13 protein-coding genes are annotated in these 13,690 nt (G+C 61.0%); 7 read left to right on the forward strand and 6 right to left on the reverse strand.

Annotated elements, in window-relative coordinates; translation table 11 throughout:
- A complete protein-coding gene (locus NGJ21_RS02805) occupies positions 1–1,251 on the forward strand; it encodes an NAD(P)/FAD-dependent oxidoreductase (RefSeq protein WP_115274076.1) in 1,251 nt (416 codons plus the stop codon).
- Between the two features lie 30 nt (positions 1,252–1,281).
- Here NGJ21_RS02805 and xenA read toward each other — a convergent pair whose 3' ends face one another.
- Positions 1,282–2,373, reverse strand: coding sequence for a xenobiotic reductase XenA (gene xenA, locus NGJ21_RS02810; protein ID WP_046788002.1), 1,092 nt, complete (start codon positions 2,371–2,373; stop codon positions 1,282–1,284).
- 49 nt (positions 2,374–2,422) lie between these two features.
- On the opposite strand from xenA, the gene NGJ21_RS02815 reads away from it, so the two are divergent.
- Positions 2,423–2,758, forward strand: coding sequence for an ArsR/SmtB family transcription factor (locus tag NGJ21_RS02815; protein ID WP_012315737.1), 336 nt, complete (start codon positions 2,423–2,425; stop codon positions 2,756–2,758).
- Between the two features lie 82 nt (positions 2,759–2,840).
- On the opposite strand, the gene mqo is transcribed toward NGJ21_RS02815, so the two are convergent.
- The 4 genes from mqo to NGJ21_RS02835 all read right to left on the reverse strand — a co-directional run bounded on the left by mqo (position 2,841) and on the right by NGJ21_RS02835 (position 7,111).
- The gene (mqo, locus tag NGJ21_RS02820; protein ID WP_046788001.1) at positions 2,841–4,478 is read right to left on the reverse strand and encodes a malate dehydrogenase (quinone); all 1,638 of its coding nucleotides are present in this window, start codon (positions 4,476–4,478) and stop codon (positions 2,841–2,843) included.
- Between the two features lie 328 nt (positions 4,479–4,806).
- Complete coding sequence (locus NGJ21_RS02825) at positions 4,807–4,998, reverse strand: DUF4223 family protein (protein WP_008097338.1); 192 nt, start codon at positions 4,996–4,998, stop codon at positions 4,807–4,809.
- Positions 4,999–5,217: 219 nt separating this feature from the next.
- Complete coding sequence (locus NGJ21_RS02830) at positions 5,218–5,946, reverse strand: SDR family oxidoreductase (RefSeq protein ID WP_046788000.1); 729 nt, start codon at positions 5,944–5,946, stop codon at positions 5,218–5,220.
- A gap of 166 nt (positions 5,947–6,112) precedes the next feature.
- Positions 6,113–7,111: a LacI family DNA-binding transcriptional regulator gene (locus NGJ21_RS02835; RefSeq protein ID WP_046787999.1), complete on the reverse strand. Its 999-nt coding sequence runs from the start codon at positions 7,109–7,111 to the stop codon at positions 6,113–6,115.
- Between the two features lie 235 nt (positions 7,112–7,346).
- On the opposite strand from NGJ21_RS02835, the gene NGJ21_RS02840 reads away from it, so the two are divergent.
- The 4 genes from NGJ21_RS02840 to NGJ21_RS02855 all read left to right on the forward strand — a co-directional run bounded on the left by NGJ21_RS02840 (position 7,347) and on the right by NGJ21_RS02855 (position 12,068).
- Positions 7,347–8,930, forward strand: a complete 1,584-nt coding sequence (locus tag NGJ21_RS02840) for an FGGY-family carbohydrate kinase (protein WP_251961755.1) — start codon at positions 7,347–7,349, stop codon at positions 8,928–8,930.
- Positions 8,931–8,954: 24 nt separating this feature from the next.
- Positions 8,955–9,914 carry a transaldolase gene (gene tal / locus NGJ21_RS02845; protein WP_251961756.1) on the forward strand — a complete coding sequence of 320 codons (960 nt, stop codon included), beginning with the start codon at positions 8,955–8,957 and terminating at the stop codon, positions 9,912–9,914.
- Positions 9,915–10,337: 423 nt separating this feature from the next.
- Positions 10,338–10,601 (forward strand): hypothetical protein, encoded by a 264-nt coding sequence (locus NGJ21_RS02850; RefSeq protein WP_119687632.1) that lies wholly within the window; start codon positions 10,338–10,340, stop codon positions 10,599–10,601.
- A 270-nt stretch (positions 10,602–10,871) separates the two neighbouring features.
- Positions 10,872–12,068: an IS256 family transposase gene (locus NGJ21_RS02855; RefSeq protein WP_016391483.1), complete on the forward strand. Its 1,197-nt coding sequence runs from the start codon at positions 10,872–10,874 to the stop codon at positions 12,066–12,068.
- A 467-nt stretch (positions 12,069–12,535) separates the two neighbouring features.
- On the opposite strand, the gene NGJ21_RS02860 is transcribed toward NGJ21_RS02855, so the two are convergent.
- Positions 12,536–12,742, reverse strand: coding sequence for a hypothetical protein (locus NGJ21_RS02860; protein ID WP_119687634.1), 207 nt, complete (start codon positions 12,740–12,742; stop codon positions 12,536–12,538).
- A gap of 554 nt (positions 12,743–13,296) precedes the next feature.
- On the opposite strand from NGJ21_RS02860, the gene NGJ21_RS02865 reads away from it, so the two are divergent.
- The gene (locus NGJ21_RS02865; RefSeq protein ID WP_115274073.1) at positions 13,297–13,560 is read left to right on the forward strand and encodes a hypothetical protein; all 264 of its coding nucleotides are present in this window, start codon (positions 13,297–13,299) and stop codon (positions 13,558–13,560) included.
- The last annotated feature ends 130 nt before the right edge of the window (positions 13,561–13,690 follow it).

Below are 13,690 nucleotides of genomic sequence, written 5' to 3' on the forward strand. Positions count from 1 at the left end.
ATGGCCCACGCCCCCTCCCAGACCGATATCGCTGTGGTCGGCGCCGGCATTGTCGGTGTCGCCTGCGCCCTGCAACTGGCCCGCCAGGGCCGTCGCGTGCTGCTGATCGACCGCCAACCGCCGGGCCACGGCGCCTCCTACGGCAATGCCGGACACCTGGCTACCGAGCAGGTGTTCCCGATTGCCGACCTGTCGATCCTCAAGCGCCTGCCGCGCATGCTGCTGGACCCGATGGGGCCCCTGCGGCTGGACTGGAAGTACCTGCCCAAGGCGTTGCCCTGGTTCACCCGGCTGCTGCTCAACCTGCGCCCGGAGCCGTTCCAGCGCAGCGTGGCCGGCATCCGTGCACTGAACGAAGGCAGCCTGGGCGCCTGGCAGCGTTTGCTCGGCTCCATCGGGCGCAGCGAGCTGTTCAAGGAGGACGGCTCGTTGCTGGTGTTCGAGCGCGCCGAGTCGCGCCCGGCACTGGAGGCGTTGCAGGCACGCATGCAACAGCAGGCGGTGCCGGCTGAATTCTGGTCGGCCGACACGGTGCGCGCCGCTGCGCCAGAGTTGACCTCGTCGATCTTGGGCGGCTTGTTTTTCCCCCGTACCGGGCATTTCATCGACCCTTACCGCGTGGTCATCGAGTTGTTCGAAGCAGCCAAGGCCTGTGGCGTGCGCTTCGTCCAGGCGCAGGTCGATGGCGGACAACTGAATGGCAATGGCGTGCAGCTCAACACCGGCCAAGGTACGTTCCATGCGCGCCAGGTGCTAATCAGTTGCGGCGCGCACTCAGCGCAACTGACCACGGCTCTGACCGGCAAACGAGTCCCTCTGGACACCGAGCGTGGCTATCACCTGATGCTGCCTGGCGAGCAGCAGCGCTTGCCATTCGCCGTCACATCGCTGGAGCGCAAGTTCATCATGACGCCAATGGCCGAGGGCTTGCGCCTGGCTGGCACGGTGGAGTTCGCCGGTCTCGATGCACCGCCAAGCATGCAGCGGGCGTGGCAGTTGCACCGGTTGAGCAAGGGTTTGTTCCAGCGTGAACTGAATGCCGAAGGGGCGACGCCGTGGATGGGCTTGCGGCCTTCGCTGCCGGACTCGCTGCCGGTGATCGACCGGGTGTGTGATGGGCGCGTGCTGCTAGCGTTTGGGCATCAGCACCTGGGGTTGACCCAGGCGGCGGTGACAGCGGAGTGGGTGGCTGGGTTGGCTGAACGGGAGCTTCGTGCCGAGTTGAAGGGTTACCGGTTGGATCGGTTTTGAGCCGGGGCCGCTGTGCGGCCCCTCCAGGAATCAGCGATAACGCTCAAGCCAGTGCGCGTAAGGCGCAGGCAAAGTCCACGAGGCTTTATCGACGCCCAGTTCCTTGGCCGCAAAATACGCCCAGTGCGGGTCGGCCAGGTGCGCACGCCCCACCGACACCAGGTCGAGCTGATTGGCCTTCAACGCCCCTTCCGCCAACTGCGGCGTACCGAAGCCCCACGCCGAAGTCACTGGCAAACCTGCCTCACGACGCACACGCTCAGCGATCGGCCCCATGAAGGCAGGGCCCCATGGAATGTTGGTGTCCGGGATGGTGAAGCCGACGCTGACACTGAGCAGGTCCAGGCCACCCGCCTTGAACAGGCGGGCCAACTCGATGGACTCTTCCAGCGTCTGCTCATCACGGCCGTCGTATTCCAGCACGCCAAAGCGGGCGGTCAGCGGCAGGTTTTCCGGCCACACCTCGCGCACGGCTGCCAGGGTTTCCAGCAGGAAGCGGCTGCGGTTCTCGAAGCTGCCACCGTAGGCATCGGTGCGCTGGTTGGAGTGCTCGGAGAAGAAGCTCTGCCCCAGGTAGCCGTGAGCGAAGTGCAGTTCGATCCATTCAAAGCCCGCATCACGCGCTCGACGTGCGGCATCGACGAAGTCCTGCTTGACCCGGGCAATGTCGTCCAGGGTCATTTCACGCGGCACTTTCGGCAAGTGGGCGCCGAAGGCGATGGCCGACGGGGCGATGGTGTCCCAGCCTCGCGCGTCATCCGCGGCGATATGGTCGTCACCTTCCCACGGGCGGTTGGCACTGGCCTTGCGCCCCGCGTGGGCGATCTGGATGCCCGGCACCGAGCCTGCAGCCTTGATCGCCTGCACCACCGGCACAAAGGCCTGGGCATGGGCGTCGCTCCAGATACCGGCGCAACCGGGGGTGATACGCCCTTGCGGCGCCACCGCAGTGGCTTCGACCACCAGCAGGCCGGCGCCACCACGGGCCAGGCCGGCGTAATGCACCTGGTGCCAATCGTTGATCATGCCGTCCTCGGCCATGTACTGGCACATCGGCGGAATGGCGATGCGGTTGCGCAAGGTGACGTCTTTGAGGGTATAGGGTTCGAACAGTGCGGACATGGAGAACTCCGGGTTCATCTGAATACGATAGTTCGATCATAATCGAACTATGGCAATTAATGAAACCCCCGTTATCATGACGCCCATGCGAGCCTACAAACATCCCACCCCTGAAGACCTGATCCTCGAGCGCCTGCTGTATGCGCTGAGCGACCCTGTACGCATGGAAATCGTGCGCCACCTGGCAGGCGTGGCGGAAGCCAGCTGCGGCGAGCTGGACGGCGGCCGGCCGAAGTCCAGCATGTCCCATCATTTTCGCGTGTTGCGCGATGCGGGGCTGGTGCAAACGCGCAATGTGGGCACTACCCATATGAACTCACTGCGCAGCGAAATGCTCGATGCACGCTTCCCCGGTTTGCTGGAGTGCATTTTGCGTCAGCGGTGAGCCAGGGTTGGCTGTGGGGGCCGGAACAAGCAAAAAAAAACCACGAGGTCACCCCCGTGGCTTTCGATCACAACGCTGACGCTTACAGCGCCATGTCGTTCTCTGGCTTGCTTTCAACCGGCTGGCTAGCACCCGTGCTGGTACCGACGCTCTGGTCGATGACCGGCGGCTTCTCCAGCTGCAGGACTTCAGCGGTGTAGTTCCACTCTTTCTGCGTGGCCGCTGCCGAATCGTTGAGCTTGGTGCCGTAGCTCGGCACGATCTCTTTGATCTTGGCTTGCCATTGCGGGGTGGCGACCTTGTCCTTGAACACGGTTTCCAGCACGTTCAGCATGATCGGCGCGGCGGTCGAGGCGCCTGGCGATGCGCCCAGCAGGCCGGCGATGGTGCGGTCTTGCGAGGCCACCACTTCGGTACCCAGCTTCAGCACGCCGCCCTTGTCTGCGTCACGCTTGATGATCTGCACGCGCTGACCGGCCTGCCACAGCTTCCAGTCTTCCTTCTTGGCGTTCGGGAAGTAGGTGCGCAGCGCTTCGAAGCGGTCGTCGTCCGACAGCATCAGCTGGCCAGCGAGGTACTCGACCAGCGGGTACTGCTCGATGCCGACCTTGGTCATTGGCCACACGTTGTGCATGGTGGTGCTGCTGAGCAGGTCCAGGTACGAACCGTTCTTCAGGAACTTGGTCGAGAAGGTGGCGAATGGCCCGAACAGGATCACGCGCTTGCCGTCCAGCACACGGGTGTCCAGGTGCGGTACCGACATGGGTGGCGCGCCGGTCGAGGCGATGCCATAGGCCTTGGCCATGTGCTGCATGGCGATGGTCGGGTTCTCTGTCACCAGGAACGAACCGCCGACCGGGAAGCCTGCGTATTCCTTGGCTTCAGGAATGCCCGACTTCTGCAGCAGCTTCAGCGCGCCGCCGCCGGCACCGATGAACAGGAACTTGGCGTCGGTGGCCGACTCGGTCCCGTCCTTCAGGTTCTTGTACTCGACGTGCCAGGAGCCGTCCTCGTTGCGGGTGATGTCCTGGACTTCGCTGGACAGCTTCAGGGTGAAGTTGTCCTGGGTCTTCAGGTGGCCGACGAACTGGCGGGTGATCTCGCCGAAGTTCACGTCAGTGCCCAGTGGCGTCCAGGTCACCGCCAGCTTCTGGTTCGGGTCGCGGCCTTCCATCATCAGCGGGACCCACTTGGCGATCTGCGCGTGGTCCTCGGAGTACTGCATCGAGCGGAACAGCGGGCTTGCCTGCAGCGCGTCATAACGCTTCTTGAGGAACTTGATGTTGTCATCGCCCCACACGAAGCTCATGTGCGGGGTGGTGTTGATGAACGAATGCGGATTCTTCAGCACGCCCTGACGGACCTGCCACGACCAGAACTGGCGGGAGATCTGGAAGGCTTCGTTGATTTCGATGGCCTTGGTGATGTTGACGTTGCCGTCTTTGTCTTCCGGGGTGTAGTTCAGCTCAGCCAGCGCGGAGTGGCCGGTGCCGGCGTTGTTCCAGCCGTTGGAGCTTTCTTCGGCGACGCCATCCAGGCGCTCGACCATCTCCATCGACCAGCTTGGCTCCAGCTCGTGCAGCCACACGGCCAGGGTGGAGCTCATGATGCCGCCGCCGACCAGCAGCACATCTACTTTCTTGGTTTCTGCGGCGTGCGCTTGCATGAAGCTCGCAGCGACAGCCAGACCCAGCAAGGTCTTGCCAGCTTTCTTGAACATTGATCAATTCCAGTCTGTAGAACGGAGGACGGGCCTGTGGCTGGCCCAGGTGCTTCGTGTTCTTGTGCGCAGGCTTTTTGTGATCATTGTTCAGCGGCTTAAAGAACCAGAAAACGACCCAGGCTTTTGTCGTATTGACCGACAGGGCTGAATCGTTTCGCTGATTGTATCTGAAATGCCAGCACAAACAAATTGCGGGCGTACAAGCAAGGCGGCAGGTTGTCCCAGCGGCAGGTTGTCACGCCAGACAAACAAAAGCCCCCAGCCATATGCATGACTGGGGGCTTTGGATCAGGTCACAGGTGACGCGATCAGGGTATCGCCAAGCTTACTGCGGCTGAGGCAGTTTATCGATCGGGCCGCAGCCACCGATGACCTTGGAGATGGAAACCGATGGGTGGAACAGGTAGTCGTACGAGCAGTTTTTCTGCTGGTTGTAAACTTGGCCAGTGCAACCGGACAGCAGGGCAACGCCCGAAACGACAGCAACGGCTACGGTGGCCTTGAACAGCTTTTTCATTACTTCAGTCCTTTAAATAATCATCGGCCATCATTCTGATGGCGGCCGGATGATACAGAACCGGAGTATTGGATCCAAGTCGCATTCGAAGATAGGCCGCCATCCAATCCAGCAGCGGGTTTCGGTAGTGCTTTGAAATAAGACACACCGCAGACCAACTTACGCTGCAGGCTGCCTCGACAAGATCACGCCTGCAGCGGTTGATGTTGAGTGCAACCGTTACATATCAAATGCCGAAGGCAGCACGATCATGTCCCGAATCGTCACGTTACGCGGGCGCGTGAGCATGTACATGACCGCATCGGCTATGTCGGATGGTTCGATCAGGCTTCCGCTCGCCTTGGCCTTTTTCAGGTTTTCTTCCGGCCAATCGGCCAGCAGTGCACTGCTGACCGGGCCAGGCGACACGGCGCCGACACGGATACCGTGAGCCTTGACCTGGCGGCGCACCGTCTGCACGAAGCAGTTGACCGCCCACTTGGAGGCCGAGTACACCGGCTCCCAGGGAACCGGAAAATGCCCGGCCACCGAGCCTGTGACCAGAATGTCGCCCGTCCCCCTCTCGATCATGTGCGGCAACACATCATGCACATTCTTGATCACGGCATTGACGTTGAGGTTCAGCATGCGGTCGATGGCCGCCACATCCGCATCAACCAGATCACCGCCCACGTAGCAACCGGCGTTGGCATACAGAATGTCGAGCTGGCCGGCCTTCGCCAGCACACCCGGCAGCAGCGTTGCACAGCGCTCAGGCACCAGCAGGTCGATCACCAACGGCATGGCCGCCTCCCCCAGGCGTTCACACGCGCTGGCCAAGGCGGCTTCATCCCGGTCGATCATGACCACCCTGGCACCGGCTGCCACCATCGCCTCGGCCGATGCCAGGCCTATTCCCGACGCAGCGCCTGTGACCGCTGCCACTTTACCTTCGAGTTGCGTTGCCATTCGCCACCTCCCTGGCCCCCTGACGAACAAAGGGCACTTTGATTATTTTTATGTAGACGTTTACATACCACTCGAATCGCTTGCGGGCTCAATCTGACGCCAGCTCAGCGCCAAATGTCAACGTCTACATTTTTAACCAGATATGTACCCGCCAGTGGTTGGCAGGTCAGAGCAGTAGCTGCCCTTCAATGACTTGGTCGCGCAGCGGTTGCGAAGGATCGTCGATCTGGCCAAGCAACAGGTTGATCGCGCCTACACCCAACTCGACGCTGCTATGGCTGATGCAAGGGATGGGCTGGCCATAGATCTCGGCATAGTGCACCTGGTCGATGCTGAACAGCGCTATGTCATTGCGGCTCAAGCCAACCTCGCGCATGGCCTGCAGCGCGCCCAAGGTCATGAGCGCATTGAGGCCAAAGATGACATCGGGCCACTTGCCACTTTGCAGGTAACTACGCACCACATCACGTGCCGGCGCCTGGGTGTAGTCCCCATGCACGACCTCCAGCACGGTAGGCTCTGGCCACTGCTCCAATGCGCGTCGAATGCCTGCCAGCCGCGCCAGGGAAATCTTCGAGCGTTGCGGCCCGGCGACGACCAGCAGCCGGCGCCGCCCCTGTGCCAACAACGCGCGCGCGCCCTGATAGCCGCTCTGCTCGTTGTCCAGGTAGACGCCGGCAAACGGCGCACCTGTGAGCTGGCGGTCGATCTGGACGACCGGGATGGCGGCCATCTCCAGCTTGGCCAGATAGCTCGGCTGGTATTGGTCGTCGTCGCTGATCACCGAGAGGATCACCCCTGCGACCTGATAGCTGAGCAGCGTATCGATCGCCCGCGCCTCCAGCTCTGGCGAGCCATCGGTATCGAACAGCATCAAGGTGTAGTCGCGCTTCTTCGCCTCGCGCGTTATCGCCTTGATGATCTCGCCGTAGAACGGGTTTTCCAGGCTTGCCGTGACCAGGCCCAACAGCCGGCTCTCGCGATTCTTGAGGTTGCGGGCAAAGGCATTGGGCACGTAGTTGAGCTCTTTGGCCACCTTGAGGATGAGCTCCAGCGTCTGTTTCTTGACCTTCTCTGGCTGGTTGAGCGCCCGCGACACCGTGACGGTAGTCATGTTCACGCGTTTGGCGATGTCGGTGATGGTGGCTTTGCCTGGTCTGGTCATGAACGCTCGATGGTGGCTGGCTGCGGGCGCCGTGATTTTCAGCGATTGTACGCCAGGCCACAACCGTGCATGCGTATTGTGGTGACAATCGTGTTGTGCTAGCGTCATGAAATGTTGACGTTAACATTTACAATCATGGATTGGTCAGCCGCGACTCGAAACTGCCTTTGAATAAAATCGCCAAAAAATGTTCACGTCTACATGAACCACCACGCCAATAATAAAAGGGACGACAATGGACTACGTGATTGGTGTCGACATCGGCACGCAAAGTACCAAGGCTCTCTTGATGTCAACCGAGGGTGGAATGCTGGCCCAGGCCTGCGTCAGCTACCAGGTCGAGCAACCTCGACCGTTGTGGGCGCAGCAATGGCCCCAGGTGTGGCTGGACGCTGTGTACGAAACGGTCGCGACCAGCATCCGCCGCAGCCAAGTACCAGCCGCCCAGATCAAAGCCATCTGCATCAGCAGCCTCTACGGGGGCTCGGGCATCCCGGTGGACGCCGACATCAACCCCCTTCACCCCTGCCTCATCTGGATGGACCGCCGGGCCATCGCCGAGGCCGAATGGGTGCGCGAAAATGTGGATGTGGAACAGTTGCAGCGCATAACGGGCAACGGTGTCGACAGCTACTACGGCTATACCAAGATGCTGTGGATCAAGCGCAACCAGCCAGAGGTCTGGGCCAAGGCGCGCTACCTGCTGCCGCCCAACAGCTTTGTGCAGTACCACCTGACCGGCGAGCTGGCCGTGGACCACAGTTCAGCGGGCAATATCGGCGGCATCTACGACCTCGCAACGCGTGGCTGGTCGCCTCTGATGCTCGATGCCCTGGGCATCGACGCCCACCTGATGCCGCAACGCCTGGTTGCGCCCGGGCAGGTCATTGGCAGCCTGCTACCGGCTGCGGCGCAGCGGCTAGGGCTCCAGCCAGGCACCAAGGTAGTTGCAGGCGGAGTCGATGCAGCGATGGCCACACTGGCCGCAGGGGTCATTGCGCCAGGCAACCATGTCGCGATGCTGGGCACCAGCATGTGCTGGGGCTTCATCAAGCAGCACAGCGCTGCCTGCAAAGGGCTGATCAACATGCCTTACGTCTACGATGCTGGCGCCAACACCTACAGTTTCGGCGGCGCCATTACCGCCGGTGCCGCAATCAGCTGGTTCCGTGAGCAGTTCTGTGCACAGGAAAAGCAGGCCGCTGCCCTGTCACCCGGCGCCGAGGTGCACCAACTGATGGAGCAGGACGCTGCCAAAACGCCCGCCGGTGCAGACGGCCTGTTGTTCCTGCCCTACCTGATGGGCGAGCGCAGCCCCATCTGGGATGCCAAGGCATCGGGGGCCTATATAGGGCTGTCGCTGTTCCACCACAAGGCTCATCTGTACCGCGCAGTACTGGAGGGGCTGGCGTTTGCCTTGCGTCACAACATGCAAATGGGCAACCAGGCAGGGCTGCAGCTCGATCCGCACTTGATCGTGGTAGGGGGTGGCACGGCGTCGAACCTGTGGATGCAGATCATCGCCGATATCACCGGCCACGCCGTGTTCACCATCGAGCAGCAGGTCGAAGCGCCGCTGGGTGGCGCCATGCTCGCGGCACTGGCAATCGGCGCCATCGAGGACGTCGAAGCTATCCGCAACTGGCGCACCCTGCGTCGACGGGCCGACCCCAACCCCGCGAACAAAGCCCTGTATGACCAGATGTTCGTTCATTACTGCGCGGCCTACCACGCCCTGAAACCCATCATGCATGGGCTGGCAGACCAGGCCACGCCCCTGCCCGAGCCATCGCACCCCGCACAGCCCATGGCCGTCTGACATCAACCACCAAAGGGTTCCAGCATGCCAACTTTGCTCAGCCAGTTGGAGCAGTACAGCACAGTGGTCGCCGACACCGGCGACCTTCAGGCCGTTCGCCGCTTCGCCCCTCATGATGCAACCACCAACCCCTCCCTGGTGCTCAAGGCCGTGGTGTCGGGCCACTACGACACATTGCTCGATGACCTCTGCGCCCTGGCGAAAGCTGCCGGCCTGCCGCATGCGCAGGCAATCGATCAACTGTCCGACCAACTGATCGTTGCTTTGGGCTGCGACCTGTTGCAGCACGTGCCCGGCAGGGTATCGAGCGAGGTCGATGCGCGGCTGTCCTTCGATAAACAGGCAAGCCTGGCCAAGGCCAGGCGCCTGGTCGCACTGTACGAGGCGGCGGGCGTTCCACGTGAGCGCTTCCTCATCAAGCTCGCCGCCACCTGGGAGGGCATTCGCGCGGCCAGCGAACTGGAGCGTGAGGGCATCCAGTGCAACTTGACGTTGATCTTCAGCCTCGCCCAGGCACTCGCCTGCGCCGAAGCCGGCGCATTCCTGATCTCGCCTTTTGTTGGCCGGGTGCTGGACTGGCATCGCCGCGCTTACCCGAACAAGGAGTACGCGCCGGCGTCGGAGCCTGGGGTTCAATTGGTGGCGGCCAGCTACCGCTTCATGCGACGCCACGGTTACGCGACTTCGGTGATGGGGGCTAGCTTTCGCAACGTCGGTGAAATCGTTGCTTTGGCAGGTTGCGATCGGCTGACGATCAGCCCCGCACTGCTGGAAGAGCTGGCAGTGACCGAGGGCAGCCTGCAGGCCGCGCTCGCCGCCCCCGCCGACCATCAGGCGCCGCCACCGCCACTGAGCGAGGCCGATTTTCGCTGGCAGATGAACGAGGACGCAATGGCAACCGCGCAGCTGGCCGAAGGGATTCGAGGGTTTGCCGCGGACCAGAGCAAACTGGAGGCGCTTATCGCACAACGCTTGTGGGCTTGAGCACGCCCCATCGGGAGGGGAAACGCATAACGATAAGGCCTCTGACAGCTCATCGCTTTCAGGGGCTTTATTGCATCCGTGCCTGGGAAGAATATTCACGCCTGGTGCGTCTAAGGTCCTACAGATTTAACTCCGATTTTTCCCATTCCCTGTAGTCCATTTCCGAATTATATTGCCGGCGCTGCCAACCCATTGCGAGTGCTCGGATTGCGGCCTAGTCTCGGTTCGTCGTTGACACCTCAGCGACCGGCTTTGACAGGCTGACCGATTCAAGGGTCCTTTGCAGCGCTTCATGGCAGCTGTACATGGGGCACCTTCGTGTGCGCCGGGTTCCTTGGGTCACCGGTCTGTCAACCCGTGTATAGCTGCCTCCATTCGTTTGACAGCGTTTAAAGGTAGCTCCACCTGACTCAAGGAGCATTCATGCGCAAGATAGTCCCCGATCCACCGTCCCCCCTCGATCCCTCGTACATGCTGCAGGACACCCTGGTCCAGACCTCGGAATACGTGATCTGCGCCTTGTCCGTAGCCCGCCAGTCCGTGCGACTGACACCGACCTCGCACAACTCGATCGTGATGAGGGCGGTCATCCATGAAATGGAAGTTGCGCATGCGCTGCTGGAATCGGCGCTGATGCAGCTGCACAGGCAAGCGGATTCGCCCACAGAGCCACAGACAATGCACTAGGGCCAGGCGAGACGATGCTTGGGCGGACCTCTTCGCGGACAAACCTGCAAGGGGCCCGGCCAAGCACAGATAAATCTGATAGACGATCCACGTACCGCAGCAAGGATTGGGCCAGGGTTCTCCAAGATCGAGTAGGGTGAGGGGATCGTGTCCCGGGAAGTGGTGTAACTGAACCAGCCGAAGGCGCCCTGCGGGCGAAAGAGGATGGTCATCGTGGTTCTTGGCTAACGTTGAGTTTGCGAAGACCAAACACTCACCAGAGAAACCACGATGACCAAGCCCACTATCGCATTGACCGAGTTGGTTGAGAAAGGGGCAGACGCTGATCTGCTCAAGCAAATGATCCAGTTCGTTGCCCAGCGCATGATGGAGTTCGATGTCGAAGGCCTGTGCGGCGCGGGCTTCGATGTCAAAAGCCCAGACCGGACAAATAGCCGTAATGGCTACCGTGATCGCCTTTGGCAAACCCGCGCCGGCGACGTTGACCTGAAGATCCCGAAGCTGCGCCAAGGCAGCTACTTTCCTGGCTTCCTCGAACCCCGACGTACCGCCGAGAAGGCCATGGCGGCGGTGATCCAGGAAGCCTACATCCAAGGCGTTTCAACGCGTTCGGTGGACGAGCTGGTCAAGGCCATGGGCATGACCGGTATCTCCAAAAGCCAGGTTTCACGGCTAGCTGGTGAGATCGATGAGCGCGTTCACGCTTTCCTTGATCGCCCGCTTGAAGGCGACTGGCCCTATCTCTGGATCGATGCCACCTACGTCAAGGTGCGGGAGGCCGGGCGCATCGTCTCGGTCGCCGTAATAATCGCCGTGGCCGTGAACACCGACGGTGGCCGCGAAGTCCTGGGCATGCGGGTTGGGCCGTCAGAGGCTGAGCCGTTCTGGACAGACTTCCTGCGCAGCCTCATGCGACGTGGCTTGCGGGGCGTGAAGCTTGTCATCTCCGACGCCCACGAAGGGCTCAAGGCGGCTGTTTCCAAGGTATTCAACGCGACCTGGCAGCGCTGCCGTGTGCATTTCATGCGCAATGCCATGGCCCACGTCGGCAAAGGTCAGCGCACCATGGTAGCGGCGCTGCTGCGCACGGTCTTCGCCCAGGACAGCCGTGCCGAATGCCATCAGCAATGGCGGTTGGTCGCCGATCAACTGCGCGAAAAGTACCCGAAGATCGCGACGCTCATGGACGGCTGTGAGGATGAAGTGCTGGCTCACATGGCGTTTCCCAAGGCACACCGGCAGCAGTTACACAGCACCAACCCGCTTGAACGGCTCAACGCTGAAATCAAACGCCGCACCGATGTCGTGGGGATTTTCCCCAACGATCCGGCCATCACACGGCTGGTAGGCGCGATGCTGCTGGAGCAGAACGACGAGTGGTGCCTGCAAAGACGTTACATGCAGTTGGAGGCCTTCGAAGCGGTCAGCGATAATCCACAAGCCAAGCTGTCAGCTGTGATCAACTAAACGGCGAACTCAATGGCAAGAGCCATGATGAGTTACACCACTTCCTGGGACACGATCTTCAGTCTCGCGACCTACTATGCCCTCTGCTGACTTCTGCACAGTCATTCCAGCACCTCGCGGTGCCGGTAGCCCTGACGGGCAACCGTGCAGATCTCCCCGGGTATTGCGCACCCACTTTCACGCTTATGCCTGTCGGATCTACGTCATAGCGTTCTGTGCAAGTATTGGGCTTCGCAGATTTCGGACTGCTTACCCCGCCATGCCGCCTCGTATCCGCTTCCTGTTCGTCAGGCCAGCGATTTGCCTCGGGCTTCCTTCAGACTCGCAGTCGCCCGCGAAACCCTTGCCTCTAGCTAGCACTTCCCCTTGCCGGGTGTGCGGGGGACTTTCACCCCTGAGTGAGCGCGCCCTGCCGGGCGCACTGAAAAAAAAAAGCCCGCTCGAAGCGGGCATGTTCAATGCGCTAGTCAGTTTGGCTGTACCCCTTTGATCAGCTGAAGACGCATCGGGTAACCCTGACCGGGCTGTACGACAGTTTCGGACTCAACTGTCTGAAGCACTTTGCCGTCAGCGTCCTTGGTGACTGCAATAGTCTTGCTGTACGAGCTCTGAACAACGCAGCCACTCAAAGCAGCGCTGGCAGCAATGACTGACATAAAAATCAGGTGTTTCATGCGGGCTTCTATCCTTAGGAAAATTGCGGCGCACAATATAGCAATGAGCCACCATCCAGAAAAGGGATTCCCGTACCTTTGAAGAAGGGCTCTGATCCGTTCCGGCAGCCCTCCCGCTAGCGGCGGCATGCACCGGCCTTGGTATCGGGATTAAATCGGGCACAACGAAAAAGCCCCTGAAAACTTATCGTTTTCAGGGGCTTTTTCTACCACGGAAGAATATTCACGCCCGGCACGCCTACGGTCCTACACATTCAACTCCGATTTTTCCCATTCCCTGTAGTCCATTTCCGAATTATATTGCCGGCGCTGCTAACCCATTGCGAGCGCTCGGATTGCGGCCTAGTCTCGGTTCGTCGTTGACACCTCAGCGACCGGCTTTGACAGGCTGATAACTTATCCCGCGCGCATTTACAGCCTATGGCGGCTGTACATGGGGCACATTCGTGTGCGCCGAGTTGCTCCGGGATCCTCGGTCTGTCAACCCATGTACAGCTGCCACCCTCTTGTTTGACAGCAAGCTTGCGGTAGCCCCACTGATCCTGGAGATGTGTATGCGCAAGATAGTCCCCGATCCACCCTCCCCCCTCGATCCCTCGTACATGCTGCAGGACACCCTAGTCCAGACCTCGGAATACGTGATCTGCGCCTTGTCCGTAGCCCGCCAGTCCGTGCGACTGACACCGACCTCGCACAACTCGATCGTGATGAGGGCGGTCATCCATGAAATGGAAGTTGCGCATGCGCTGCTGGAATCAGCGCTGATGCAGCTGCACAGGCAAGCGGATTCGCCCACGGAGCCACAGACCGTGCACTAGGGCCGAGCTACGAAAAATCCGGGAGTGCCGCAAAGGTCGGCCTGGCGCTCTGATCCGATCCGGCAGGCCCCGTCGCTAGCGGCGAAAGGGCCCGGCCATGCGCACGGCGATGCGTTGAGGTTTAACTCGG

The organism is Pseudomonas sp. Marseille-Q5299 (assembly GCF_943737035.1).
GTDB lineage: Bacteria > Pseudomonadota > Gammaproteobacteria > Pseudomonadales > Pseudomonadaceae > Aquipseudomonas > Aquipseudomonas putida_E.

What these genes read in the sequence shown, in the direction of transcription:
- NGJ21_RS02805 (WP_115274076.1), top strand. Translation starts at nt 1, where the DNA reads ATGGCCCACGCCCCCTCCCAGACCGATATCGCTGTGGTCGGCGCCGGC.
- NGJ21_RS02865 (WP_115274073.1), top strand. Translation starts at nt 13,297, where the DNA reads ATGCGCAAGATAGTCCCCGATCCACCCTCCCCCCTCGATCCCTCGTAC.
- NGJ21_RS02815 (WP_012315737.1), top strand. Translation starts at nt 2,423, where the DNA reads ATGGCAATTAATGAAACCCCCGTTATCATGACGCCCATGCGAGCCTAC.
- NGJ21_RS02855 (WP_016391483.1), top strand. Translation starts at nt 10,872, where the DNA reads ATGACCAAGCCCACTATCGCATTGACCGAGTTGGTTGAGAAAGGGGCA.
- NGJ21_RS02825 (WP_008097338.1), bottom strand. Translation starts at nt 4,998, where the DNA reads ATGAAAAAGCTGTTCAAGGCCACCGTAGCCGTTGCTGTCGTTTCGGGC.
- NGJ21_RS02830 (WP_046788000.1), bottom strand. Translation starts at nt 5,946, where the DNA reads ATGGCAACGCAACTCGAAGGTAAAGTGGCAGCGGTCACAGGCGCTGCG.
- mqo (WP_046788001.1), bottom strand. Translation starts at nt 4,478, where the DNA reads ATGTTCAAGAAAGCTGGCAAGACCTTGCTGGGTCTGGCTGTCGCTGCG.
- NGJ21_RS02850 (WP_119687632.1), top strand. Translation starts at nt 10,338, where the DNA reads ATGCGCAAGATAGTCCCCGATCCACCGTCCCCCCTCGATCCCTCGTAC.
- NGJ21_RS02835 (WP_046787999.1), bottom strand. Translation starts at nt 7,111, where the DNA reads ATGACCAGACCAGGCAAAGCCACCATCACCGACATCGCCAAACGCGTG.
- NGJ21_RS02860 (WP_119687634.1), bottom strand. Translation starts at nt 12,742, where the DNA reads ATGAAACACCTGATTTTTATGTCAGTCATTGCTGCCAGCGCTGCTTTG.
- xenA (WP_046788002.1), bottom strand. Translation starts at nt 2,373, where the DNA reads ATGTCCGCACTGTTCGAACCCTATACCCTCAAAGACGTCACCTTGCGC.
- tal (WP_251961756.1), top strand. Translation starts at nt 8,955, where the DNA reads ATGCCAACTTTGCTCAGCCAGTTGGAGCAGTACAGCACAGTGGTCGCC.
- NGJ21_RS02840 (WP_251961755.1), top strand. Translation starts at nt 7,347, where the DNA reads ATGGACTACGTGATTGGTGTCGACATCGGCACGCAAAGTACCAAGGCT.